The 22,536-nt window shown below is 70.0% G+C and carries 20 protein-coding genes and 3 tRNA genes; 12 read left to right on the forward strand and 11 right to left on the reverse strand.

What is annotated here, in order from left to right:
- Positions 1-28: 28 nt before the first annotated feature.
- Together ACFV8T_RS24985 and ACFV8T_RS24990 are read left to right on the forward strand one after the other, a co-directional pair.
- Positions 29-1,492 carry a N,N-dimethylformamidase beta subunit family domain-containing protein gene (locus ACFV8T_RS24985; protein WP_385331297.1) on the forward strand — a complete coding sequence of 488 codons (1,464 nt, stop codon included), beginning with the start codon at positions 29-31 and terminating at the stop codon, positions 1,490-1,492.
- Positions 1,493-1,675: 183 nt separating this feature from the next.
- A complete protein-coding gene (locus ACFV8T_RS24990; RefSeq protein WP_385331300.1) occupies positions 1,676-2,590 on the forward strand; it encodes a phosphoribosylaminoimidazolesuccinocarboxamide synthase in 915 nt (304 codons plus the stop codon).
- A gap of 62 nt (positions 2,591-2,652) precedes the next feature.
- Here ACFV8T_RS24990 and ACFV8T_RS24995 read toward each other — a convergent pair.
- The 8 genes from ACFV8T_RS24995 to ACFV8T_RS25030 all read right to left on the reverse strand — a co-directional run bounded on the left by ACFV8T_RS24995 (position 2,653) and on the right by ACFV8T_RS25030 (position 7,458).
- Positions 2,653-2,725, reverse strand: a tRNA-Gly gene (locus ACFV8T_RS24995).
- 22 nt (positions 2,726-2,747) lie between these two features.
- The gene (locus tag ACFV8T_RS25000; RefSeq protein ID WP_266416498.1) at positions 2,748-3,359 is read right to left on the reverse strand and encodes a response regulator transcription factor; all 612 of its coding nucleotides are present in this window, start codon (positions 3,357-3,359) and stop codon (positions 2,748-2,750) included.
- Entirely contained in the window at positions 3,356-4,681 is a 1,326-nt protein-coding gene (locus tag ACFV8T_RS25005; RefSeq protein ID WP_385331421.1) for a sensor histidine kinase, read from the reverse strand. The genes ACFV8T_RS25000 and ACFV8T_RS25005 overlap by 4 nt, the downstream gene beginning before the upstream one ends.
- Before the next feature lie 17 nt (positions 4,682-4,698).
- Entirely contained in the window at positions 4,699-5,490 is a 792-nt protein-coding gene (locus tag ACFV8T_RS25010; protein ID WP_385331303.1) for an ABC transporter permease, read from the reverse strand.
- Positions 5,490-6,521, reverse strand: coding sequence for an ABC transporter ATP-binding protein (locus tag ACFV8T_RS25015; protein ID WP_385331305.1), 1,032 nt, complete (start codon positions 6,519-6,521; stop codon positions 5,490-5,492). The genes ACFV8T_RS25010 and ACFV8T_RS25015 overlap by 1 nt, the downstream gene beginning before the upstream one ends.
- A gap of 197 nt (positions 6,522-6,718) precedes the next feature.
- A tRNA-Gly gene (locus ACFV8T_RS25020) sits at positions 6,719-6,791 on the reverse strand.
- Positions 6,792-6,889: 98 nt separating this feature from the next.
- Positions 6,890-6,961: transfer RNA gene (locus tag ACFV8T_RS25025), tRNA-Gly, on the reverse strand.
- 161 nt (positions 6,962-7,122) lie between these two features.
- Positions 7,123-7,458 (reverse strand): Lsr2 family protein, encoded by a 336-nt coding sequence (locus ACFV8T_RS25030; RefSeq protein ID WP_385331307.1) that lies wholly within the window; start codon positions 7,456-7,458, stop codon positions 7,123-7,125.
- A 384-nt stretch (positions 7,459-7,842) separates the two neighbouring features.
- Between ACFV8T_RS25030 and purS the strand changes: the two genes are divergently transcribed.
- The 3 genes from purS to purL all read left to right on the forward strand — a co-directional run bounded on the left by purS (position 7,843) and on the right by purL (position 11,080).
- Positions 7,843-8,103, forward strand: a complete 261-nt coding sequence (gene purS / locus ACFV8T_RS25035; RefSeq protein WP_176729353.1) for a phosphoribosylformylglycinamidine synthase subunit PurS — start codon at positions 7,843-7,845, stop codon at positions 8,101-8,103.
- Positions 8,104-8,165: 62 nt separating this feature from the next.
- A complete protein-coding gene (gene purQ, locus ACFV8T_RS25040; protein WP_385331424.1) occupies positions 8,166-8,834 on the forward strand; it encodes a phosphoribosylformylglycinamidine synthase subunit PurQ in 669 nt (222 codons plus the stop codon).
- Positions 8,831-11,080 carry a phosphoribosylformylglycinamidine synthase subunit PurL gene (purL, locus tag ACFV8T_RS25045; RefSeq protein ID WP_385331310.1) on the forward strand — a complete coding sequence of 750 codons (2,250 nt, stop codon included), beginning with the start codon at positions 8,831-8,833 and terminating at the stop codon, positions 11,078-11,080. The genes purQ and purL overlap by 4 nt, the downstream gene beginning before the upstream one ends.
- Positions 11,081-11,179: 99 nt before the next feature.
- Here the strand turns inward: purL and ACFV8T_RS25050 are convergent, their stop codons facing one another.
- Positions 11,180-12,673, reverse strand: a complete 1,494-nt coding sequence (locus ACFV8T_RS25050; protein WP_385331312.1) for an MFS transporter — start codon at positions 12,671-12,673, stop codon at positions 11,180-11,182.
- 145 nt (positions 12,674-12,818) lie between these two features.
- Here ACFV8T_RS25050 and ACFV8T_RS25055 point away from each other — a divergent pair, with 145 nt between their 5' ends.
- The 5 genes from ACFV8T_RS25055 (at position 12,819) to purM (ending at position 18,515) form a co-directional block, all read left to right on the forward strand.
- Complete coding sequence (locus tag ACFV8T_RS25055) at positions 12,819-13,457, forward strand: TetR/AcrR family transcriptional regulator (RefSeq protein WP_385331315.1); 639 nt, start codon at positions 12,819-12,821, stop codon at positions 13,455-13,457.
- A gap of 99 nt (positions 13,458-13,556) precedes the next feature.
- The gene (locus tag ACFV8T_RS25060) at positions 13,557-14,357 is read left to right on the forward strand and encodes a sterol carrier family protein (RefSeq protein ID WP_385331317.1); all 801 of its coding nucleotides are present in this window, start codon (positions 13,557-13,559) and stop codon (positions 14,355-14,357) included.
- Positions 14,358-14,394: 37 nt separating this feature from the next.
- A complete protein-coding gene (locus ACFV8T_RS25065; protein WP_385331319.1) occupies positions 14,395-15,198 on the forward strand; it encodes an META domain-containing protein in 804 nt (267 codons plus the stop codon).
- A gap of 656 nt (positions 15,199-15,854) precedes the next feature.
- The gene (gene purF / locus ACFV8T_RS25070; protein WP_385331322.1) at positions 15,855-17,381 is read left to right on the forward strand and encodes an amidophosphoribosyltransferase; all 1,527 of its coding nucleotides are present in this window, start codon (positions 15,855-15,857) and stop codon (positions 17,379-17,381) included.
- 60 nt (positions 17,382-17,441) lie between these two features.
- Positions 17,442-18,515, forward strand: a complete 1,074-nt coding sequence (gene purM / locus ACFV8T_RS25075; protein ID WP_385331325.1) for a phosphoribosylformylglycinamidine cyclo-ligase — start codon at positions 17,442-17,444, stop codon at positions 18,513-18,515.
- 201 nt (positions 18,516-18,716) lie between these two features.
- Here purM and ACFV8T_RS25080 read toward each other — a convergent pair whose 3' ends face one another.
- Together ACFV8T_RS25080 and ACFV8T_RS25085 are read right to left on the reverse strand one after the other, a co-directional pair.
- Complete coding sequence (locus ACFV8T_RS25080) at positions 18,717-18,974, reverse strand: DUF3073 domain-containing protein (RefSeq protein ID WP_072488579.1); 258 nt, start codon at positions 18,972-18,974, stop codon at positions 18,717-18,719.
- A 312-nt stretch (positions 18,975-19,286) separates the two neighbouring features.
- Complete coding sequence (locus ACFV8T_RS25085; protein WP_385331328.1) at positions 19,287-20,369, reverse strand: Leu/Phe/Val dehydrogenase; 1,083 nt, start codon at positions 20,367-20,369, stop codon at positions 19,287-19,289.
- A 175-nt stretch (positions 20,370-20,544) separates the two neighbouring features.
- Here ACFV8T_RS25085 and ACFV8T_RS25090 point away from each other — a divergent pair, with 175 nt between their 5' ends.
- Positions 20,545-21,390 carry a hypothetical protein gene (locus ACFV8T_RS25090; RefSeq protein WP_385331331.1) on the forward strand — a complete coding sequence of 282 codons (846 nt, stop codon included), beginning with the start codon at positions 20,545-20,547 and terminating at the stop codon, positions 21,388-21,390.
- Between the two features lie 535 nt (positions 21,391-21,925).
- Positions 21,926-22,132 carry a developmental transcriptional regulator BldC gene (bldC, locus tag ACFV8T_RS25095; RefSeq protein ID WP_003949541.1) on the forward strand — a complete coding sequence of 69 codons (207 nt, stop codon included), beginning with the start codon at positions 21,926-21,928 and terminating at the stop codon, positions 22,130-22,132.
- Positions 22,133-22,536: the final 404 nt, after the last annotated feature.

A 22,536-nucleotide genomic window follows, 5' to 3' on the forward strand; every position in this document is an offset into this window, starting at 1 on the left:
CTCGGGGGACCTGAGGGAGGGAAACGGTATGGGGGCGGAGCACATTCGACGTTGGGAGTCGGGTGCCCTCGCGCACGCCGTCTCCGACCCCTTCGGCCAGGGCCCCCTGCCCTGGCTGCGCGGCAGCGAGAACTACTTCGACGACACCGGGCACGTCGTGCCCTGGTACGCCGACCCCGCCCTGGCCCGCGGCTCCACCGACGGCGGCACGCGTACGGCCGACGACGTGCACCGCCAGATCAAGGGCTTCATCTCCACGGGCGCCGCGGCCCCCGGCGAGGCGATCGACTTCCACATCACCGTGGACCCGCCCCAGCAGTTCTCCGTGGACATCTACCGCATCGGCCACTACGGGGGCGACGGCGCCGCCCAGATCACCACGAGCCCCCGGCTCTCCGGCATCGTCCAGCCCGCGCCGCTCACCGCCGACCGCACGGTCTCCTGCCACCACTGGTGGCAGTCCTGGCGGCTGCAGATCCCGAGCTACTGGTCGATCGGCGCGTATGTCGCCGTGCTCACCACGGTGGACGGCTACCGCTCCCACATCCCGTTCACGGTCCGCGACGACCAGCCGGCCGATCTGCTGCTGGTCCTGCCGGACATCACCTGGCAGGCGTACAACCTCTACCCGGAGGACGGCCGCACCGGCGCCAGCCTCTACCACGCCTGGGACGAGCAGGGCTGCCTCCTGGGCGAGGAGGACGCCGCGGTCACCGTTTCCTTCGACCGCCCCTACGCGGGCGCCGGTCTGCCGCTCCACGTCGGCCATGCCTACGACTTCATCCGCTGGGCCGAGCGGTACGGCTACGACATCGCGTACGCCGACACCCGCGATCTGCACGCGGGCCGGGTCGATCCGGCCCGCTACCGGGGCCTGGTCTTCCCCGGCCACGACGAGTACTGGTCGGTGCCCATGCGCCGTACGGTCGAACGCGCCCGGGACGGCGGCACCTCGCTGGTCTTCCTCTCCGCCAACACCATGTACTGGCAGGTCAGCCTCTCCCCGTCGCCGTCCGGCGTCCCGGACCGCCTGCTCACCTGCCGCAAGCGGCGCGGCCCGGGGAAGCCCGCCCTCTGGCGCGAGATCGACCGCCCCGAGCAGCAGCTCCTCGGAATCCAGTACGCGGGCCGGGTCCCCGATCCCCACCCCCTGGTCGTACGGAACGCCGAGCACTGGCTCTGGGAGGCGACGGGCGCGGGCGAGGGCGACGAGCTCGACGGCCTGGTCGCGGGCGAGGCCGACCGCTACTTCCCGCGCATCGCACTCCCCGAGCACGAGAGCCGCATCCTGCTCGCCCACTCCCCGTACCTGGACAGCGAAGGCGTCAAGCGTCACCAGGAGACATCCGTGTACCGGGCCCCGTCCGGGGCGATCGTCTTCGCCTCGGGCACCTTCGCCTGGTCCCCGGCACTGGACCGCCCCGGCCATGTGGACCCCCGCATCCAGCGGGCCACCGCCAATCTCCTCGACCGCATCTGCAAGCGCGACTGAACCGCGCCCGGCCACCGCGACCGAACCGAGCCCGGACCACCATGACCGAACCGAGCCCTGACCAGCGAGAGCAACCGCGCCCGGGGCCACGGCAGTCGGCGCCACGGACGCCCCCGCTCCACCCCACCGCACCCGATACGGGAGAATCGGAACGACTCCTGGATCAACCTACGCGGAGGCAGCGTGTCCGGATTTGTAGAAAAGCCCGAGCCAGTGCAGGTCCCGGGGCTCACCCACCTGCACACGGGCAAGGTGCGCGACCTGTACCGGAACGAGGCGGGCGACCTCGTCATGGTCGCCAGCGACCGCATGTCCGCGTACGACTGGGTCCTGCCGACCGAGATCCCCGACAAGGGCCGGGTGCTCACCCGGCTCTCGCTGTGGTGGTTCGACCAGCTCGCCGATCTCGTACCGAACCACGTCCTGTCCACGGAACTCCCCGCCGGAGCCCCCGCGGACTGGGCCGGACGCACCCTGATCTGCAAGTCGCTGCGGATGGTCCCGGTCGAGTGCGTCGCCCGCGGCTATCTCACCGGCTCCGGCCTCGTCGAGTACCAGGAGTCCCGCACGGTCTGCGGTCTCGCGCTGCCCGAGGGGCTCGTCGACGGCTCCGAGCTCCCGGCGCCGATCTTCACCCCCGCCACCAAGGCGGCCGTCGGTGACCACGACGAGAACGTGAGCTTCGAGGAGGTGGCCCGCCAGGTCGGCGCGGAGACCGCCGACCGGCTGCGCCGCACCACGCTGGACGTCTACGGCAGGGCACGTGACATCGCGCGCGAGCGCGGCATCATCCTCGCCGACACGAAGTTCGAGTTCGGTTTCGCTCCCACGGCCGACGGCGGCGAGGAGCTGATCATCGCGGACGAGGTGCTGACCCCGGACTCCTCGCGCTTCTGGCCCGCGGCCACCTGGGAGCCGGGCCGGGCCCAGCCCAGCTACGACAAGCAGTTCGTACGCGACTGGCTGACCTCGCCGGCCTCCGGCTGGGACCGGAAGAGCGAGCAGCCGCCGCCCGCGCTGCCCCAGGAGGTCGTGGACGTCACCCGGGCGAAGTACCTGGAGGCGTACGAACTCCTCACCGGCACGCCCTGGCAGTAGGGCCTGCCGACGGAACACGAAGAAGCCCCCGGCCGGAAGGCCGGGGGCTTCTTGCTGAACCGAGCGGACGACCAGGTTCGAACTGGCGACCTCAACCTTGGCAAGGTTGCGCTCTACCAACTGAGCTACGTCCGCAAGCGCCGAAGCGCGATGACCACTATACCCATCCGCGCTGCCGCGCGAGACGCACCGCGGCATGGCGATTCTCCGCGCCGAGCTTCGAAGCGGCCGCGGAGAGGTAATTCCGTACGGTTCCCTGCGACAGCGAAGCCCGCTCGGCGATCTCCGCGACGGGGGCCCCGTCCGCCGCCAGCTCCAGCACCTCGGTCTCGCGCGCGGTCAGCGGCGAGTCCCCGGCGGAGATCGCGTCGGCCGCCAACTCCGGGTCCACATAACGGTTTCCGGCATGCACGGTGCGGATGATCCCGGCCAGCTGCCGGGCGCTGACGGTCTTCGGCACAAAGGCCCGCACGCCCGCCGCGAGTGCCCGCTTGAGGTGTCCGGGCAGGCCGTGACTCGTCACGATCATCGTCCGGCAGCCGGGCAGTTCGGCCCGCAGCGATGTGGCGACACTCACACCGTCGGCGCCCGGCATCTCCAGATCGAGGACCGCCACATCGGGCCGGTGGGCCCGTGCCATGGCCAGCGCCTCGGGGCCGGTCGCCGCCTCCGCGACCACCACGAGATCGTCCTCCAGCGCCAGCAGCGCGGCCAGCGCGCCCCGGATCAGATGCTCGTCGTCGGCGAGCAGTACCCGTACGGCCGTCATCGTCGTTCCTCCTGAAGGGCGGGTGCCTCCCGGGCGGCAGGCGGCTTCTCATCGCGGGCCGAGGACGCCGCCGGCCCGAGCGGGATCGTCGCCGTGAGCCGGAACAGGCCGTTCCCCGCCGGGCCCGCGTCCAGCGAACCGTCGAGCACGCTAAGCCGCTCCCGCAGCCCGGCCAGGCCGGAGCCGCCCGCTCCGGATCCGTCGTCCGCCCCGGAACTCGCGTCCGGTCCCGCGGCGGCGACCGCCACCCCGTCGTTCTCCACCCGCAGCACGACCTCCTCCGCCGAGGACCTGAGCCGGATCGTGCAGCGGCGCGGATCGCCGTGCCGCAGCACATTGGTCGCCGCCTCCCGCACGACCCAGCCGAGCGCCGACTGCACGGGCGCCGGCAGCGGACCGCCGGTGTCCCCCACCACCTCGCACTCGATCCCGGCCGCACTCAGAACTCCCCGGGCACCGGCCAGTTCCGTACTCAGATCGGCCTCCCGGTATCCCCGTACGACATCCCGTACTTCCTGCTGGGAGGTGCGGGCGATCCGCTGCACCTCGACCATCTGGTCCACCGCTTCCGGCCTGCCGCGCTGGGCCAGCTCCACGGCCAGTTCGCTCTTCAGCGCGATCACGGCGAGATTGCGTCCCAGTACGTCGTGCAGGTCCCGCCCGAACCGCAGCCGCTCCTCGGCGACCGCGAGCCGGGCCTGGAGGTCGCGGGCCTCCTCGGCCTGCCACATCACGCCCAGGCTCCAGGCACTGGGCCGTACGGAGATCAGCACGAGCACACAGCCGAAGAGCGTCGTCGGCACCACCCCGATCAGCGTCCCGCCCCGCACTCCGACCGCGGCGAGGACGCCGACGTCCAGCGCGGTGACGGCCAACGACTGGACCAGGAAGGTGCGGACCGGGACCAGCAGGGTCTGCGTGATCGCGAACGCAATCGGCGCGTTCATGGTCATGACGAGCAGCCCGCCATCGTCGATCCCGTCCACCCCGGCCATCGTCGCCAGGAGCCCCAGGTTCACCAGCAGCAGCACCAGCGGTGTCAGCTGCCGCCGTCGGGGAAAGACGGCGGTGCCGAGGTAGTGCGCGTACGACAGATCCACGTTGCGGTTGCTCAGCAGGCACTGCACCAGGCTCACGAGCAGCAGGGCCACGCCCAGCGTGATCGGGAGCGGCGCATGGCGGATGTCCGACTTGAAGGGGGTCAGCTGCCACGACAGGGTGAAGATCCAGGGGATCACCGAGAGGGTCAGCCGCGTATAGAGATCGATCCGCTCCAGCTTGCTGCGCTTCTGCCAGCTGCGGCGCCAGCCCCGTACGAGCACCGACACGGCTTCCTCCCTCAGCGTCGCGGATCCCAGCGGAACCGACGTTGCACAGCAAACACGGCGAACGCGGTCCAGGCCAGTCCGGTCAGAGCGGCCACGAGCAGGTCGGAGCCGTCGGCACCGCCCAGCCAGCCCGTCCGGACGAGCGTCATCACCCCGGTCACCGGCAGCAGCTCGCACACGGACGCCATCGGGTCGGGCATGATCTCCAGCGGCACGAAGAGCCCCGAGCCCATCATCGAGATGAAGAACAGCGGGAGGGTGGTGAGCTGCGCCGTCTGCACGGTGCGGGTCACCGCGGAGGTGGCCGCCGCCAGCGCCGTCAGCAGCACCACGCCCAGCAGCAGGCCCGCCAGCAGCAGTTCGGGCCGCTGCGGCGCGGCGAGGCCGAAGAAGGCCGTCCCCGCCACCACGATCACCACGGTCTGCGCCAGCGCCAGCGCGACCGACGGCAGGGCGGTCCCGACGAGGATCTCCCGGTCGGTGACCTCGCCGGTACGCAGTCGCTTCAGGACCAGGTCCTCGCGCCGCGCCACGTAGGCCGAGACCAGGTTCATGTAGACGGCCTGGATCAGCACGATGCCGATACCGCCGGTGAGCGCCGCCGCGGCGACGGTCAGGCCGGACCCGTCGAGGACGGACTGCTTGAGCGTCGACTTCATGGCCAGGACCATGGCGGCGGGCATCAGCAGCGCGACGAATACCGCCGTCCGGTTGCGGGCGAGCAGGGCGACTTCGGCGCGCCCGAGGGCGGTCAGCCGGCCCCGCAACGTCGTGGTCGTCGTGCCGGTCGTCATGGTCGTCATCACGCGGCCACCCTTTCGGACTCCGACGCGCTCTGCGCGATATCGAGAAACGCCTCTTCGAGCGAGGCCGACCGGGCATCGAGGCCGAGCAGCCGGACGTCCGACTCCCTCGCCCAGGTCAGCAGTTCGTCCAGGGACTCCTGCAGCCGGTGGGTGCGGATCTCGATCCGGCGGTCCTCGGCGGCGGCCCGCAGCCCCAGCGGAAGCCAGGACGCCGGTACCCCCTCCGGCAGCTCGAACCGGATGCGGGCGGGGCGGGCGGCCGTCACCTCGGCGGTGGTGCCCGCCGTCACGATCCGCCCCCGGTGCATGATCGCCAGCCGGTCGGCGAGCGTCTCGGCCTCCTCCAGGTAGTGCGTGGTGAGCAGCACGGTGGTGCCGCCGTCGCGCAGCTCGCGCACCAACTCCCAGGTGTCGCGCCGCCCTTCGGCGTCGAGCCCGGTGGTCGGTTCGTCCAGGAACAACACCTCGGGCCGGCCGAGCAGAGCCAGCGCCAGGTCGAGGCGCCGCCGCTCACCGCCGGAGAGCTGTTTGACCCGCACCCCCGCCCGGTGGGCGAGCCCGACCAGGTCCAGCGCCTCACCGGTCGGGCGCGCGCCGCTGGTGCAGCCCGCCCACATCCGTACCGTCTCGGTGACCGTCAGGTCGGACGGGAACCCGCCCTCCTGGAGCATCACCCCGATCCGTGGCCGGACGGCGGCGCGCTCGCGGAACGGGTCGTGGCCGAGCACCCGCACCGTGCCGGTGTCGGGCCTGGCCAGGCCCTCCAGCAGTTCGACGGTGGAGGTCTTTCCGGCGCCGTTCGTACCGAGCAGAGCGAAGAGCTCGCCGCGCGCCACCGAGAAGGAGACACCGGCCACGGCCTCGAAGCCGCCCGCATAACGCCGCCGCACACCGTCCGCCTCGATCACCGCATCGGCAACGGAGGCGGAAGCGGAGGAGAGGGCGGAAGCGGAAACGGATGTGGTGGATGCCACAGCCTCCTCCGCAGCCCTGCCCACGTGGTCGCTTGGAATGTCGTCGCTGGTCATGCCTGAAGACTTCCGCCGGATCGCCGTCGACATCAGTGCGAGCTGTCATCACTGCTCATGACAAACGTCATGGGACGAGGAGCGTGTGGGCCCGGAGAGGCCGGAGAGGCCGGAGAGCCCGGAGAGCACGGGGAAGGTTGGTGGGAATACGACGAAGGCCCTGGTCGATATCGACCAGGGCCTTCATTTCGATCAAGAGCGGACGACGAGATTCGAACTCGCGACCCTCACCTTGGCAAGGTGATGCTCTACCAACTGAGCCACGTCCGCATTGCTGCCGCTCATTGTACTCCTCAGGAGGAGATCCATCGGGCGGTGCGAGCATCACTCTACCCGATCCACCGGAGTGGTCGATAAGAGTGATGCAGAGCGGGTGACAGGAATTGCACACTGCGCCTTCCCCCTGGAAGGGGGATGTTCTGCTACTGAACTACACCCGCACGCTGCGTGGGGTTCGGCTTTGCGGCCTTGCCCTTCGGCGTGCTCCAGACTTTAGCCGACCTGCGGGGGTGTTGCGCAAGTCGGTGCCCGCAGGGTGTCGTCGAAGGGGGTGCCGGCCGCTCTCGGCGGGTGCCGCGGGCGGCCGGGTCCTGGCGGCCGGTCAACTCGCTTCGCGGAAAGCCTCGTAGACCTTCTTCGGGATCCGGCCGCGGGCCGGCACCTCCATCCGGTGGGAGCGGGCCCAGGCGCGGACGGCCGCCGGGTCGGGGGCGAGCGAAGTGTGCCGGTACGACACGGGAGTCTTGCCATGCTTGCTGGCATTTGTCTGCTTACGGCCTGCCGCCATGTACGGGGCGAGGGCCTTGCGCAGTTTCTTCGCATTGGACGGATTGAGGTCGATCTCGTACGACTTCCCGTCCAGGGCGAAGGTGACCGTTTCCGCCGCTGCTCCCCCGTCGATGTCGTCGGAGAGCGTGACCACTACGCGCTGAGCCACGGATATCGGTCCTTTCCTACGGTATCGGCGCGTCTGGCGTGCGCTGATGCCGGCCTTCCGGCTGCTAGGCGGATACGGCGTCGACGGTTGCCGACTGTTTAGGGGCAATGCTGCATTCCCCGGTAATCATTTGTACAGCGATGGGTGCCGCATTGTGAAGCCCACCCAATTACCTCCGCGTGTCAGCCTTCTATGTGTGCTGCTGGTGAGGATTTTTTTTGCAGGACTTTCCCCGTGTGTTGTCACGTCCGATATCTGGGCGTGATCAAGGGATCTCGATATCTACCCGCGTAGAATTTCTGGCCAGGTACGCTGAGGGGACCTGCGGGGGTCTGGGGAGCCCCCCGGAGAAACAGCCGCACCACACCACCACCGGGAGTGCCAGTGGCACGCGTCGTAGTCGACGTCATGCTCAAGCCCGAGATCCTCGACCCGCAGGGACAGGCGGTGCAGCGTGCACTGCCCCGTCTCGGCTTCGAGGGAATCGCGGACGTACGTCAGGGAAAGCGTTTCGAGCTCGAGGTCGAGGGGCCGGTCGACGACGCCGCCCTCAGCCGCATTCACGAGATGGCCGAGACTTTCCTCGCCAACACCGTCATCGAGGACTTCACCGTGAAGGTGGAGAAGGCCGAGGAGTCGAAGTGACTTCCCGCCCGTCTCCCACCACCACCCGTGAGGGAGGCCCTTCGGGCCGCAGTAACACCCGAATCGGAGTCGTCACCTTTCCCGGCACGCTCGACGACAAGGACAGCCTGAGGGCAGTACGGGTCGCGGGCGCCGAACCCGTACCGCTGTGGCACCGCGACAAGGATCTGCACCAGGTCGACGCGGTCATCCTGGCGGGCGGCTTCTCCTACGGCGACTATCTGCGGGCCGGCGCCATCTCCCGCTTCTCGCCGGTCATGGAGACGATCATCGAGCAGGCGAAGGCGGGGATGCCGGTCCTCGGCATCTGCAACGGCTTCCAGATCCTGACCGAGGCGCATCTGCTGCCCGGCGCGATGCTGCGGAACAACCACCTGCACTTCATCTGCCGCGACCAGAAGCTGCGCGTCGAGAACGCGGAGACCGCCTGGACCTCGGACTACTCCGTGGGCCAGGAGATCTCCGTACCGCTCAAGAACATGGACGGGCGCTACGTCGCCGACGAGCGCGTGCTCGACGAGCTGGAGGCGGAGGGCCGGGTCGCCTTCCGCTACCTGGACATGAACCCCAACGGCTCGCTGCGCGACATCGCCGGCATCACCAACGCCGCGGGCAATGTCGTCGGCCTGATGCCGCACCCGGAGCACGCCGTCGAGCCGCTGATCGGAACCGGCCGCACCGACGGTCTCGGTTTCTTCACCTCGATCATCAAGAAGCTGGTCAACGCATGAGCCTGGATACGGTCAAGCACGCGGCCGAGACCCCGGACGTCGAGCAGCCCTGGAAGGAGCTCGGCCTCAAGGAGGACGAGTACGCCCGGATCCGCGAGATCCTGGGCCGCCGTCCCACCGGCGCCGAGCTCGCCATGTACTCCGTGATGTGGTCCGAGCACTGCTCGTACAAGAGCAGCAAGGTCCACCTCAAGCAGTTCGGCGAGAAGGTCCCCGTCAACGACGCGATGCTCGTCGGCATCGGCGAGAACGCCGGTGTGGTCGACGTCGGTCAGGGTTACGCGGTCACCTTCAAGGTCGAGTCGCACAACCACCCCTCGTACATCGAGCCCTACCAGGGCGCGGCCACCGGCGTCGGCGGCATCGTCCGCGACATCCTCGCCATGGGCGCCCGCCCGGTCGCCGTCGTCGACCCGCTGCGTTTCGGTGCGGCCGACCACCCCGACACCAAGCGCGTCCTGCCGGGCGTCGTCGCGGGCATCGGCGGCTACGGCAACTGCCTGGGTCTGCCGAACATCGGCGGCGAGGTCGTCTTCGACGCCTGCTACCAGGGCAACCCGCTGGTCAACGCCGGCTGCATCGGCGTGATGAAGCACGAGGACATCCACCTGGCCAAGGCCTCCGGCCCCGGCAACAAGGTGATCCTCTACGGTGCCCGCACCGGCGGCGACGGCATCGGCGGTGTCTCGGTGCTGGCCTCGGAGACCTTCGAGTCGACCGGTCCCGCGAAGCGCCCGGCCGTCCAGGTCGGCGACCCGTTCCAGGAGAAGCTCCTCATCGAGTGCACCCTGGAGATCTTCAAGGAGAAGCTCGTCGCGGGCATCCAGGACCTCGGCGGCGCCGGGCTCTCCTGCGCCACGTCCGAGCTGGCCTCCGCCGGTTCCGGCGGCATGCGCGTCGAGCTGGACACCGTGCCGCTGCGCGACTCCTCCCTCTCGCCCGAGGAAATCCTCATGAGCGAGTCGCAGGAGCGCATGTGCGCGATCGTCGAGCCGCGGCACGTCGACCGCTTCCTGGAGATCTGCGAGAAGTGGGATGTCATCGCCACCGTCATCGGTGAGGTGACCGAGGGCTCCCAGCTGGAGATCTTCTGGCACGGCGAGCAGATCGTCGACGTGCCGCCGCGGTCCGTCGCCCACGAGGGCCCGACGTACCACCGTCCGTTCGCCCGCCCGTCCTGGCAGGACGCGCTCCAGGCCGACGACGCGGGCAAGCTGGCCCGGCCGGCGAACGGCGCGGAGCTGCGCGAGCAGGTCCTCAAGCTGGTCGCCTCGCCGAACCAGGCGTCGAAGTCCTGGATCACGGACCAGTACGACCGGTTCGTGCAGGGCAACACCGTGCTCGCGATGCCCGAGGACGCCGGCATGGTCCGGATCGACGAGGAGTCGAACCTGGGCGTGGCCATGGCGACCGACGGCAACGGCCGGTACGCCAAGCTCGACCCGTACACCGGCGCGCAGCTCGCGCTGGCGGAGTCGTACCGCAATGTCGCCGCATCCGGCGCCAAGCCGCTGGCCATCTCGGACTGCCTGAACTTCGGTTCGCCCGAGGACCCGGACGTCATGTGGCAGTTCGCCGAGGCCACCCGTGGTCTCGCGGACGGCTGCCTGGAGCTGGGCACCCCGGTCACCGGCGGCAATGTGTCGCTGTACAACCAGACCGGTGAGACGGCGATCCACCCGACGCCGGTCGTGGCCGTGCTCGGTGTGATCGACGATGTCACCCGGCGCACGCCGGTCGCCTTCGCGGAAGAGGGCCAGCTCCTCTACCTGCTGGGCGACACGCATGAGGAGTTCGGCGGCTCGGCCTGGTCCGAGGTCGTCCACGGCCACCTCGGCGGCATGCCGCCCAAGGTCGACCTGGGCCGCGAGAAGCTGCTCGGCGAGATCCTGATCTCGGCCTCCCGCGACGGCATGATCGACGCGGCGCACGACCTCTCCGACGGCGGTCTGATCCAGGCGGTCACCGAGTCCTGCCTGCGCGGCGGGAAGGGTGCCCGGCTGGTCGTGCCGGACGGTCTGGACGCGTTCACGTTCCTCTTCTCCGAGTCGGCGGGGCGCGCGGTCGTCTCCGTTCCGCGGAGTGAGGAGCTTCGTTTCAACGACATGTGCGGGGCTCGGGGTCTGCCCGTATCCCGTATCGGTGTCGTGGACGGCGAGGAGATCGAGATCCAGGGCGAGTTCAGCATTCCGCTGAACGAGCTCCGCACGGCGCACGAGGCGACCATTCCGGCTCTGCTCGCCTGACGCACCCGCCTCCGACGAGGACGGCCCCGCCCTGTTTCATGGGCGGGGCCGTCCTCGTATCTCCCGGGTGCGGAGAATTCCGGCAGATGGAATTCCGTTTCACCGGTGGAGCGACGGTGTCGCGGTGAATGCGGCGGAATTCGCGTCCGCCGGTTCCGGGGTGCGTCGGCCCGGCAGCCGGGCCGCCAGAACGCTCGCCAGGATCATCACCCCGGTCGCGGACCAGAAGACCACGTTCGTCGAGGAGACGAAGGCGTCCAGCGCCTGCTGGTGGGCGTGGCCGGTCAGCCGGCCGATGGTGCTGGTCGTGCCGCCGGGGCCGCGGGCCGCGTAGACCCGGCTGAGGACGGTGCCGAAGAGAGCGGCGCCCAGCGCGCCGCCGAGGGTCTGGAAGAAACGCACGCCGGTGGTGGCCACGCCCAACTGCTCGGCGGGGGCGGTGTCCTGGACCAACTGGATCAGCTGGCCGACGAGCTGTCCGAAGCCGATGCCCATCATCAGCAGCGCGGCGCGAACGGTCCAGAGGCTGGTGTCCGTGGAGAGCGTGGCGAGCAGCGCCAGGGCCGCGGAGGCGCAGACGGTACCGCTGACGACGAAGGTCTTCTGCGACCAGCCGGCCGCGGTCAGCTTGCCGGAGAGCAGGCCGACGCCCGTCATCCCGATCGCCATCGGGATCAGATAGAGCCCGGCCGACGAGGCGGCGATACCCCGTACGACCTGGAGATAGATCATCACGTAGACCATCGAGCCCATCATGGCCGCGCCGACCAGCCCCTGGATGGCGAAGCCGTACCGGAGCTCACGGATCCTGAACAGGCCGAGCGGCAGCACCGGTTCGGCCGCGGTGGCCTGGCGGCGTACGAAGAGGACGAGTGCGGCGACGGCCGCCACGACGAGTCCGACGATCAGCGGGGACGACCAGGCGTGGTCCTTGCCTCCCCACTGGGTGACCAGCAGCAGCATGGTGGAGAAGGCGGCTGCGAGCCCGGCGCCGAGGAAGTCGATCGTGCGGCGGGTGGTCCGCGCGGGCAGCCTCAGCACCCGGACCGCCGCGGCCAGGACGGCGAGGCCGATCGGCAGATTGACGTAGAAGATCCATCGCCAGTCGGCATGGTCGGCGAGCACTCCGCCGAGCCCCGGCCCGAGCGCCATCCCCGCTCCCGCGACGATCCCGCCGACGCTGCCGCCCTTGCCGCCGTCCTCTTCGGGGCCCTTGAGCTCACGGAGCACGACCATGGTGACGCTCATCAGTCCGCCGCCGCCGATGCCCTGGAGGGCGCGGGCGGCGATCAGCCCGCCCATGGAGCCGGCCATTCCGCACAGCGCCGAACCGGCGAGGAAGGTGGCGACGGCCCCGACGAAGACCTTCTTGGTGCCGAGTACGTCGCAGAGCTTCCCGTACAGCGGCAGCGCCGCGGTCGCGGCGAGCTGATAGGCGGCGATCAGCCAGGGGATCCTGTCGACGCCGTGCACCGGGTCGAGATCGCCGACGATCGGCACGGTCGCCGACGAAACGATGTTCGTGTCGAGCACGGCCAGCAGGATCGTGGCGATGCAGAGCACGAACCCGATGACGCGTTGACGGTCGGTCATGACTGGGGGCATGACTGCGGACATGACGGGGCTCCCCTCCGGAGCGGCGTGGCGCCGCTGTGGCCGGGCACCACCCTGGCCCAAGAAAATGTATCGAGTCAAGAATTAATCCTGGATCAACATTCATCCTGGTACAGTGACGCCCATGACCGAGGGGATGAGCCTGCGCGAGCGCAAGAAGCTCCAGACGCGGCACCGCCTGCTGGCCGCGGCCACCGCACTCTTCGCCGAGCGCGGCTTCGACAAGGTCTCGGTCGCCGAGATCGCGGAGGCGGCCGAGGTGTCGAAGATGACTGTCTTCAACTACTTCGCCGGCAAGGAGGACCTGGTCCTCGCTCCCATGGAGGAGCACGTCGGCGATGTGGCGCGCGCGGTACGGGACCGGGCCCCCGGCGAGTCCGCCCTGGCCGCCGTGCGCGGACAGTTCCTGGCCGGCGTCGAGCGCCGCGATCCCTCGGTCGGAATGAGCGACGAGCCGGTGGTGCTCGGGGTGCGCCGGCTGATCATGGAGACCCCGGCGCTGCTCACCCGGGCCCACGCGTTCTCCATGCGCTCCTTCGACCTGCTCGCCGAAGCGCTGGTCGAGGAGGGGGAGGAGCCGGCCATCGCCCGGATCGCGGGCGCCCAGCTGATCGGCACCCGCAACTCCCTCATATACGCCAACCAGTTGCGGTTGCTGGCGGGGGAGTCGGCGGACTCGATCGCGCCGGACGCCGTCGCACTCGCCGAGCGCGGATTCGGCCTGCTCGCCACCGGCCTGAGCGACTTCGCCACCCGGTCCTGAGAGCGCCGGGGCCGCCCCGCCCTGCGCGCCGGAGCCGTCCACCGGGCGCGCGCGCCCTGCCCGAGCCCGGTCCGCCGGACAGGCCGTAGGCTCCCGGACATGCCGCCGTCCCAGAAACGCGCCCGCCGCTACGACCCGGTCAGGACCCGCAGCGCGGTCCTGGCACAGTTCGCCCATGTCCGGGAAGCCGTCCGCACCCTGACGCCCGGACAGCTCGCGCTGCCGACCCGGCTCGGCGACTGGACCGTGCGCGAACTGGCCGTACATCTGACCATGGCGCTCTCGACCGTCACCCGGAATCTGGAGCTGCCCGAACCCGCTTCGGCGAAGCCCGATCTGACGCTCGTCCAGTGGCCGTTCGCGACCGCGGACCGGGCCGCGCGCATCGCGGACGACACCAGGGCGCTCGCCCTGGACCACCCCGACCTGGACGCGCTGTACGGGGAGGTCGCGGGGCGGTTCGAGGAGCTGGTGCCCGGGGCCGGCGACGAGCGGCTGCTGCCTACACGGGTCGGGGCGATGCGGCTGGCCGACTTCCTCGTCACCCGTACCGTCGAACTCGTCGTGCACACCGACGATCTGAACGAGGCGGCCGGCCTCGACATCCCGTACGACCGGCAGGCGCTCGCCGCCTGCACCCGGCTGCTCGCCGACGCCCTCGCGGAGAAGGCGCCGGGCGGCTCGGTCGAGGTGCGGGTCCCGCCGTTCGCCGTCGTCCAGTGCGTGCAGGGCCCCAGGCACACCCGCGGTACGCCGCCCAACGTCGTCGAGACCGATCCGCTCACCTGGATCCGGCTCGCCACCGGGCGTACGGAGTGGGCGCGGGCGCTCGACGAGGCGAAGGTCGGCGCCAGCGGGGAGCGGGCCGATCTCGCCGCCCTGCTGCCCCTGATGGGGTGAGGGGGAACCGGTCGGCCGCCCGCACCGTCCCAGGCCCATGCGGAATCAACGGATGGCCGTGGGAGTGCTCGCCCTCCTCGTCCTTGCCGCCTGCGGTACGGAGAAGGGGGCCGGCGAGGGCAGCGGTTCGGTACGGACCGGACAGCGCCTCACCGGAGTCCACTGGGAGGTCGATTCGGTGACGGCCGGCGGCCGGAGGACCGAGGCTCCGGACGGCGCCCACGTCGTGATCGACACCAAGGGCAGAGCCACGGGGAACTTCGGCTGCAACCACTTCACCGCCGAGACCCGTACGGACGGCGACACGATCACCGTGCGGCGGGCCACCACCACGCAGATGGGCTGCGAGAAGAACGTCGAGCGGTTCGAGAGGGCCATGTCCCGCGCCTTCAGCGGCGAGCTCACCGCCGCCGTCACGGGCCGGGACCTGACCCTGACCACGGCGGCCGGCGACTCCATCGCCCTCACCTCCCGGCCCCCGGCCCCGCTCACCGGCATCACCTGGACCGTCACCTCCCTGGTGTCCGGCCCGACCGCCTCGTCGCTGCCCGCGGGCACGGAGCGGACGGCGCGGCTGAGCTTCGGCAAGGACGGCTCCGTACGGGGCACCCTCGGGTGCAACTCGTTCCGCGGCAACGCGACAGTCACCGGTTCCACTGTCACGTTCGGCCGGCTCGACGGCACCAAGATGATGTGCCCGGACCCCCGGATGACGTTGGAGCGCACCCTGCTGGCGATGCTGGACGGGCGGGTGACGTACCGGGTCGACCACCGGGCGCTGTCCCTCACCGCGGCGAACGGCGAGGGACTCGGCGCGACGGCCCAGGCACCCGGCGAGTGACCCGGGCTCCCCGGGAGGACACCCGGGCGTGATTCAGGACCCGGCCGGGTGCGGCGGCAGTCCGGCGTCGATCCGCTCCCAGGACGCCCGCGGCTCGGCCGGCAGCTCCGGCTCGGCGGCCGGCCTGTTCGTGGTGGTCGTGGGCGAGCTGGAACAACTGGTCCGTCCCGCTCCTGCCCCGGCAGTACTTCCGGTCGCCCCGGCGCAGCACCCGCACCCGGCGTACCGGCCATGCGCCTGTCGACGACGGTCTCGCACTGCGGACCTCCCACGGACCTTCCACCCCGGCCACCGGCACCGCGGCGCGGGAGTCCCGGGGTCCCGGAAGGCCGCATCCCGGGCATCCCGATGTGAGGCTCACCACGAAACGCGCGTTCGGTCGGGCTTCGCGCAGGGCCGCCCACCGCCTCACCGAGCGCCACCATCCGGCCCGGTGTGCGCCCCGGCCCGAATGGCCGGAACTCGACGGTAACCGGGCGCTGGTCCGGGTGACCGCCGCCCTGTGGCCCGATCCGTACTCCACCGCGGCCGATGGATGATCACTCCCAGTGACGGCCCGAACCGGTCCCCGAACCCTCTCCGGGAGCGCTTCCCCGGTGGTCCGGCCCGGAATCGCGAATTCGGACCAGTGGTCGATCTCGCCTACACTCGGTGGCGTGCCTCGTGGTGATGGACGACTCAACCACGACCTGCTCCCCGGAGAGAAAGGCCCCCAGGACGCTTGCGGCGTCTTCGGTGTCTGGGCTCCGGGCGAAGAGGTCGCCAAGCTCACCTATTTCGGACTGTATGCCCTGCAGCACCGTGGACAGGAGTCCGCGGGCATCGCAGTGAGCAACGGGTCCCAGATCCTGGTCTTCAAGGACATGGGACTGGTCTCGCAGGTCTTCGACGAAACGTCTCTGGGATCTCTCCAGGGCCATATCGCGGTCGGTCATGCCCGCTACTCCACCACCGGTGCCTCGGTGTGGGAGAACGCGCAGCCGACGTTCCGTGCGACCGCGCACGGCTCGATCGCCCTGGGTCACAACGGCAATCTGGTCAATACGGCCCAGCTCGCCGAGATGGTCGCCGACCTTCCTCGCAAGGACGGCCGCGCCACCCAGGTCGCCGCGACGAACGACACCGATCTGGTGACCGCGCTGCTCGCCGGCCAGACCGACGACGACGGCAAGCCGCTCACCATCGAGGAGGCCGCCGCGAAGGTGCTCCCCGAGGTCAAGGGCGCCTTCTCCCTCGTCTTCATGGACGAGCACACCCTCTATGCCGCCCGTGACCCGCAGGGCATCCGCCCGCTGGTCCTCGGCCGGCTGGAGCGTGGCTGGGTGGTGGCCTCCGAGTCCGCCGCCCTCGACATCTGCGGTGCCAGCTTCGTCCGCGAGATCGAGCCGGGCGAGCTCGTCGCCATCGACGAGAACGGCCTGCGCACCTCGCGGTTCGCGGAAGCGAAGCCCAAGGGCTGTGTCTTCGAGTACGTCTATCTGGCCCGCCCCGACACCGACATCGCCGGGCGCAACGTGTACCTCTCCCGGGTGGAGATGGGCCGCAGGCTGGCCGCCGAGGCCCCGGTCGAGGCCGACCTCGTCATAGCGACCCCGGAGTCCGGCACCCCCGCCGCCATCGGTTACGCGGAGGCCAGCGGCATCCCGTTCGGTGCCGGCCTGGTCAAGAACGCCTACGTCGGCCGGACCTTCATCCAGCCGTCCCAGACCATTCGGCAGCTGGGCATCCGCCTCAAGCTGAACCCGCTCAAGGAAGTCATCAAGGGCAAGCGCCTGGTGGTCGTCGACGACTCGATCGTCCGCGGCAACACCCAGCGCGCACTGGTCCGGATGCTCCGCGAGGCCGGTGCCGCCGAGATCCACATCCGGATCTCGTCCCCGCCGGTGAAATGGCCCTGCTTCTTCGGCATCGACTTCGCGACCCGCGCCGAGCTGATCGCCAACGGCATGACGGTCGACGAGATCTGCACGTCGATGGGCGCGGACTCGCTCGCGTACATCTCGCTCGACGCCATGGTCGAGGCGACGACGATCGCCAAGCCGAATCTGTGCCGCGCCTGCTTCGACGGCGAGTACCCCATGGAGCTCCCGGACCCGGAGCTGCTCGGCAAGCAGCTGCTGGAGACCGAGCTGGCAGCAGGCCCGGCGGCGACCGCCGCGTCCGACGCACTGCGTCGTCCGTGACGGCCCAGCCGTACACCTCCGGCCACCAGCCCCGTATTTCCACACGAAAGATCCCAGGCAATGTCTGAGACAACAGGTGCTTCCTACGCGGCAGCGGGCGTCGACATCGAAGCCGGCGACCGTGCCGTCGAGCTGATGAAGGAGTGGGTGAAGAAGACGCAGCGCCCCGAGGTCGCGGGCCTCGGCGGCCTCGGCGGTTTCGCCGGCCTCTTCGACGCCTCGGCCCTCAAGCGTTACGAGCGTCCGCTGCTCGCCTCCGCCACCGACGGCGTCGGCACGAAGGTCGACCTCGCCCGCAAGATGGGCGTGTACGACACCATCGGCCACGACCTCGTCGGCATGGTCGTCGACGACCTGGTCGTCTGCGGTGCCGAGCCGCTCTTCATGACCGACTACATCTGCGTCGGCAAGGTGCATCCCGAGCGGGTCGCGGCCATCGTGAAGGGCATCGCCGAGGGCTGTGTCCTCGCGGGCTGTTCCCTGGTCGGCGGCGAGACGGCCGAGCACCCGGGCCTCCTCGGTCCGGACGACTTCGATGTCGCCGGCGCCGGTACGGGCGTGGTCGAGGCCGACCGGCTGCTGGGCCCGGACCGTATCCGTAAGGGTGACGCGGTGATCGCCATGGCGTCGTCCGGTCTTCACTCCAACGGGTACTCGCTCGTCCGGCACGTGGTCTTCGACCGGGCCGGCTGGTCGCTGGACCGGCAGATCGAGGAGTTCGGCCGCACGCTCGGCGAGGAGCTCCTGGAGCCCACCAGGATCTACTCGCTGGACTGCCTGGCGCTCACCCGCACGACCGAGGTGCACGGCTTCAGCCACGTCACCGGCGGCGGCCTGGCCAACAACCTGGCCCGGGTCATCCCGGACGGACTGCACGCCAGGGTCGACCGCTCCACCTGGACGCCCGGCGCGGTCTTCGACGTGGTCGGCCGCACGGGACAGGTCGAGCAGCTGGAGCTGGAGAAGACGCTGAACATGGGCGTCGGCATGATCGCGATCGTCCCGGCCGAGTCCGTGGACGTGGCACTGACGACACTGGCCGACCGCGGGGTCGAGTCCTGGGTCGCGGGCGAGATCACCGAGCGCGGGGCGCACACCTCGGGCGCGGAGCTCGTCGGCGGGTACGCGCGCTAGACACGGGCGGGCACACCGGGGCAACCCGGTGTCCGCTACATCCTCGGCCGCCGGGATCCCTGCACGTCCGGCGGTCGGGGAAGGCATCGCCGGGGAAGGCCTCGGCGAATCCGGTCCCCGCACGAGCGGCCGGACCGGGCCGGGGCAGCACAGAACCCGGTCCGGGACAGGCCCGGACCGGGTTGATGTGTCAGCGCGAGGTCAAGCGCCGCGGCGCTGTGACGACGGACCGGACTTGTCGTCCTCGTCCTCGTCCTCGTCGTCGTTGTACAGATCCGCGTACTGTGCGTACGGGTCATCTTCCTCGTCGTCGTCCTCGAACGGCTCTGCGTTCGGTGGTTGACTCGAAGGCGATGCGCCCAGCTCATTGGCCAGACGCGACAGGTCAGTCCCGCCGCTGCTGTACTTCAGCTGGCGGGCGACCTTTGTCTGCTTGGCCTTTGCCCGGCCGCGCCCCATGGCTCGACCCCCTCGGTGACGGGGCTCGACGGCCCCAGAGTCTTGACACGCGTTCATGTTTCAGGACGGACTCTCGGCTGAGAGACCGTGCCCGTAGGGCTTTAACGGTACCTGCTTCCGCGGCCATACGGTACGCCGCCCGCATCACGCGCCCCGGAAGAAGACCGGCGAGAAGCCCCGTCCTCGCTGGTCAACTGCGATTTTAACCTCTTCTTGGCACGCGACCCGCCGACCGGCGTGAGTCTTGTCTCGCCGGTCGGCGGGTCGGCAGGCAACGGTCGGCGTGGACGCGGGGTGACGCGTCCGCCACCGTCAGCGGCGGCGGGCTTCGGCCATCCGCTGCTCGGCGATCCGGTCGGCCGCGGCGGCCGGCGGGATGCCGTCAGCCTTCGCACGTGCGAATATGGCCAGCGTGGTGTCGAAGATCTTCGACGCCTTGGCCCTGCACCGGTCGAAGTCGAAGCCGTGCAGCTCGTCGGCGACCTGGATGACACCGCCCGCGTTCACCACGTAGTCGGGCGCGTACAGGATCGACCGGTCCGCGAGGTCCTTCTCGACGCCGGGGTGCGCGAGCTGGTTGTTGGCCGCGCCGCACACCACCTTGGCCGTGAGCACCGCAACGCTGTCGTCGTTCAGCGCGCCGCCGAGCGCGCACGGGGCGTAGATGTCGAGGCCCTCGGTACGGATCAGCGCACCGGTGTCCGCGGCGACGGCGACAGCGGGGTGCTTCTCGGTGATCCGGCGTACGGACTCCTCCCGCACATCCGTGATCACGACCTCCGCGCCGTCCGAGAGCAGATGCTCGACCAGGTGGTGACCGACCTTGCCGACTCCGGCGACCCCCACTTTTCGGCCACGCAGCGTCGGGTCGCCCCAGACGTGCTGGGCCGAGGCCCGCATGCCCTGGAAGACACCGAACGCGGTGAGGACCGAGGAGTCGCCGGCGCCGCCGTTCTCGGGGGAGCGGCCGGTGGTCCAGCGGCACTCGCGGGCGACGACGTCCATGTCGGCGACGTAGGTGCCGACGTCGCAGGCGGTCACGTAACGCCCGCCGAGCGAGGCCACGAACCGGCCGTAGGCCAGCAGAAGTTCCTCCGACTTGATCTGTTCGGGGTTGCCGATGATGACGGCCTTGCCGCCGCCGTGGTCGAGACCGGCCATGGCGTTCTTGTACGACATGCCGCGCGCGAGGTTCAGCGCATCCGCGACGGCCTCCTCCTCGGAGACGTACGGATAGAAGCGGGTGCCGCCGAGGGCCGGGCCCAGGGCGGTGGAGTGGATGGCGATGACGGCCTTGAGGCCGCTGGCACGGTCCTGGCAGAGCACGACTTGTTCGTGGCCCCCCTGCTCCGAGTGGAACAGGGTGTGCAGGACGCCGTTGGTCACATCGGTCACTGTGGTGACTCCCAAGTACGAAGCGGCGATGACCCTCCTGAAGGTGGGGAGGGCCGCGGACCGGCCGGCACGGCCGGTCCGACTGGGCAAGAGAGTAAGTCCTGCGCGGGCACGGATCTGGTCCAGTGCCCAGGATCACCCCCCGGCGGAGTACTGGCGTGACACGATTTGCTGCATGTCGGTGGTGTCTTCAGTGCTCGTCCCTTACGCGTCCTACCTCCGGGTGTACGAGCCGCTGGCCGCCTTCCCGGAGCCCGAACGCGCCCACTGGGCGCGGTACGCCGGGGGTGCCCGGATCCCCACCGCCCAGGACGAATTGCGCCGTTCGCTGGCCGACTTGGCGGCCACCCCGCCGGTCGCGGTGCCGGTGCACGAGAGCGGGGACGCGTTCGTCGCCGAGGTCGACGGGGTGGTGTGCGTCTGTCCGTGGCGGACCAGGCTGCGCGGCTGGCTGGCGCTGGACGAGCTGACGGAGATGTTCCCCGGGCCGGTGCTCGACGCGGTGCTGCCGCCGGTGGTGCGCGGGCAGGCGGTCATGGACCACGAGCGGTGGGCGGAGCGGAATCCGGACGCCAGGCCGTGGATCCGTACCTCGGTGTGGCAGGTGCCGGTGCGGTGGTTCGTGCTCTTCTCCGACGAGGAGCGGGAGTACGCGGGGGCGGGGGAGGACGGTGCGGCGCCGGTGCTGCGGTACCGGACGCCGATGGTGCAGGCCCGCCGCAGGCTGGCCCGGACGCTGAAGACGCTGCGGGAGTCGGTGGACGAGAGCCGGCTGACCGAGGGGCTCGTGGACGTGGGGCGCTGGCTGGAGGAGTTCCATCCGCGTGCGCTGGTCGAGCTGGACTACGCCGGTCTGGTGCACGCGCTGTCGGCGAAGCAGCTCGCCGGGGACCGGTCGGCCGCCGATGTGGCCGAGGGCATCGCGGCGCTGCAGGCGGGTGACACCGAAGGGGCGAGCGAGGCGTACGGCCGGCTGGCGGAGCGCTGGCGGGCCGTAAGAGATCGTCAGTTCGCGAACTGACGAGGCGATATCCGCGTCTGTTCCTGTGTCCTGCCCTGTGTCCTGTGTGACGCGTGGGAACGAAGAGGCGGAAGCGTACTCCTGTGGTCTTAGGACCTACGTCCCGAACCGGGCCTTTGCCTCAAGCGTGATGGATAGCACTAACTGGGCTCTTGCGCCCTTCCCTACTCCTCATGCCAAAATAGGACAAGGAGCCCGGGGAGGGATCCGTCCGTCCAACTAAGGGCGGAATGCTCAGCATTGCACGCTATGGGGGGTCTGGTGGCTCCTGATCGCTCTGTGACTGATCGTCACGGCGGAGTGACTGTCCGCTATGGCATGGTCCATCGGCTTCCGTCGCTGATGAACACCTGGGAGGGCAATTCCATCGGTTTGGCCGACGTGGCTGGACGGATGGTGTAGTTGTAGTGCCGAGGACAAGCCGTTCGTCCTATAACCGACTCGGCCCGCGTCCGCCATTTCGGGCAACGTGGGTCAAGGTGCAGAATTTAGAGGAAAGAACCGAGATGGTTCGGTTCTCCCGAGGAGGCCGCTCATGACCGCTCGCACCCCTGATGCCGAGCCGCTGCTGACCCCGGCTGAGGTTGCCACGATGTTCCGCGTGGACCCGAAGACGGTTACCCGCTGGGCCAAGGCAGGCAAGCTCACGTCCATCCGCACGCTCGGTGGACATCGCCGGTACCGCGAGGCAGAGGTCCGCGCACTGCTTGCGGGTATTCCGCAGCAGCGCAGCGAGGCCTGACACACCCCTGTCACGCCGCAACAACCGGGCTTCCGGGTCCCCCAACCCGTACAGGCCCACCCATAGCTCCAAATGACGGGCGCCCGCCCCAACGGGCGTCATACCTGTGCAATACGGGTGCGTCGTTCGATCGCGCTGGACTCCGCCGGGTCCAGCGCGATCTTTTTTGTGCCCACGCGCCTTTCCGTACCCCCGCGAACCCGGGCGTCGGCCCGTCCGCCGGGGGTGCCGGAAACCGCGCGTCCGGTCGGGTCCGGCCGGGTCGGCGTGCGGGCTTGAGCGACTCTGTTCGGGACTGTTCCGGACCGTCCGGGGAGGCCGGGCCGGGACGGTTCGGATGGTCCCGCGGCGCTCCCGTCCGAGTGGTGCAATTGCACATATTAAATTCGCCAGTTGTAGGAAGG

Source organism: Streptomyces sp. NPDC059832 (assembly GCF_042731715.1).
GTDB lineage: Bacteria > Actinomycetota > Actinomycetes > Streptomycetales > Streptomycetaceae > Streptomyces.

Bases quoted from the DNA above. Each gene is read 5' to 3' on its own strand.
- ACFV8T_RS25055 (WP_385331315.1), top strand. From the start codon at position 12,819: ATGACCGAGGGGATGAGCCTGCGCGAGCGCAAGAAGCTCCAGACGCGG.
- purM (WP_385331325.1), top strand. From the start codon at position 17,442: ATGTCTGAGACAACAGGTGCTTCCTACGCGGCAGCGGGCGTCGACATC.
- ACFV8T_RS25000 (WP_266416498.1), bottom strand. From the start codon at position 3,359: ATGACGGCCGTACGGGTACTGCTCGCCGACGACGAGCATCTGATCCGG.
- ACFV8T_RS25060 (WP_385331317.1), top strand. From the start codon at position 13,557: ATGCCGCCGTCCCAGAAACGCGCCCGCCGCTACGACCCGGTCAGGACC.
- ACFV8T_RS25065 (WP_385331319.1), top strand. From the start codon at position 14,395: ATGCGGAATCAACGGATGGCCGTGGGAGTGCTCGCCCTCCTCGTCCTT.
- bldC (WP_003949541.1), top strand. From the start codon at position 21,926: ATGACCGCTCGCACCCCTGATGCCGAGCCGCTGCTGACCCCGGCTGAG.
- ACFV8T_RS25090 (WP_385331331.1), top strand. From the start codon at position 20,545: ATGTCGGTGGTGTCTTCAGTGCTCGTCCCTTACGCGTCCTACCTCCGG.
- ACFV8T_RS24985 (WP_385331297.1), top strand. From the start codon at position 29: ATGGGGGCGGAGCACATTCGACGTTGGGAGTCGGGTGCCCTCGCGCAC.
- purL (WP_385331310.1), top strand. From the start codon at position 8,831: ATGAGCCTGGATACGGTCAAGCACGCGGCCGAGACCCCGGACGTCGAG.
- ACFV8T_RS25015 (WP_385331305.1), bottom strand. From the start codon at position 6,521: ATGACCAGCGACGACATTCCAAGCGACCACGTGGGCAGGGCTGCGGAG.
- ACFV8T_RS25080 (WP_072488579.1), bottom strand. From the start codon at position 18,974: ATGGGGCGCGGCCGGGCAAAGGCCAAGCAGACAAAGGTCGCCCGCCAG.
- ACFV8T_RS25010 (WP_385331303.1), bottom strand. From the start codon at position 5,490: ATGACGACCATGACGACCGGCACGACGACCACGACGTTGCGGGGCCGG.
- ACFV8T_RS25050 (WP_385331312.1), bottom strand. From the start codon at position 12,673: ATGACCGACCGTCAACGCGTCATCGGGTTCGTGCTCTGCATCGCCACG.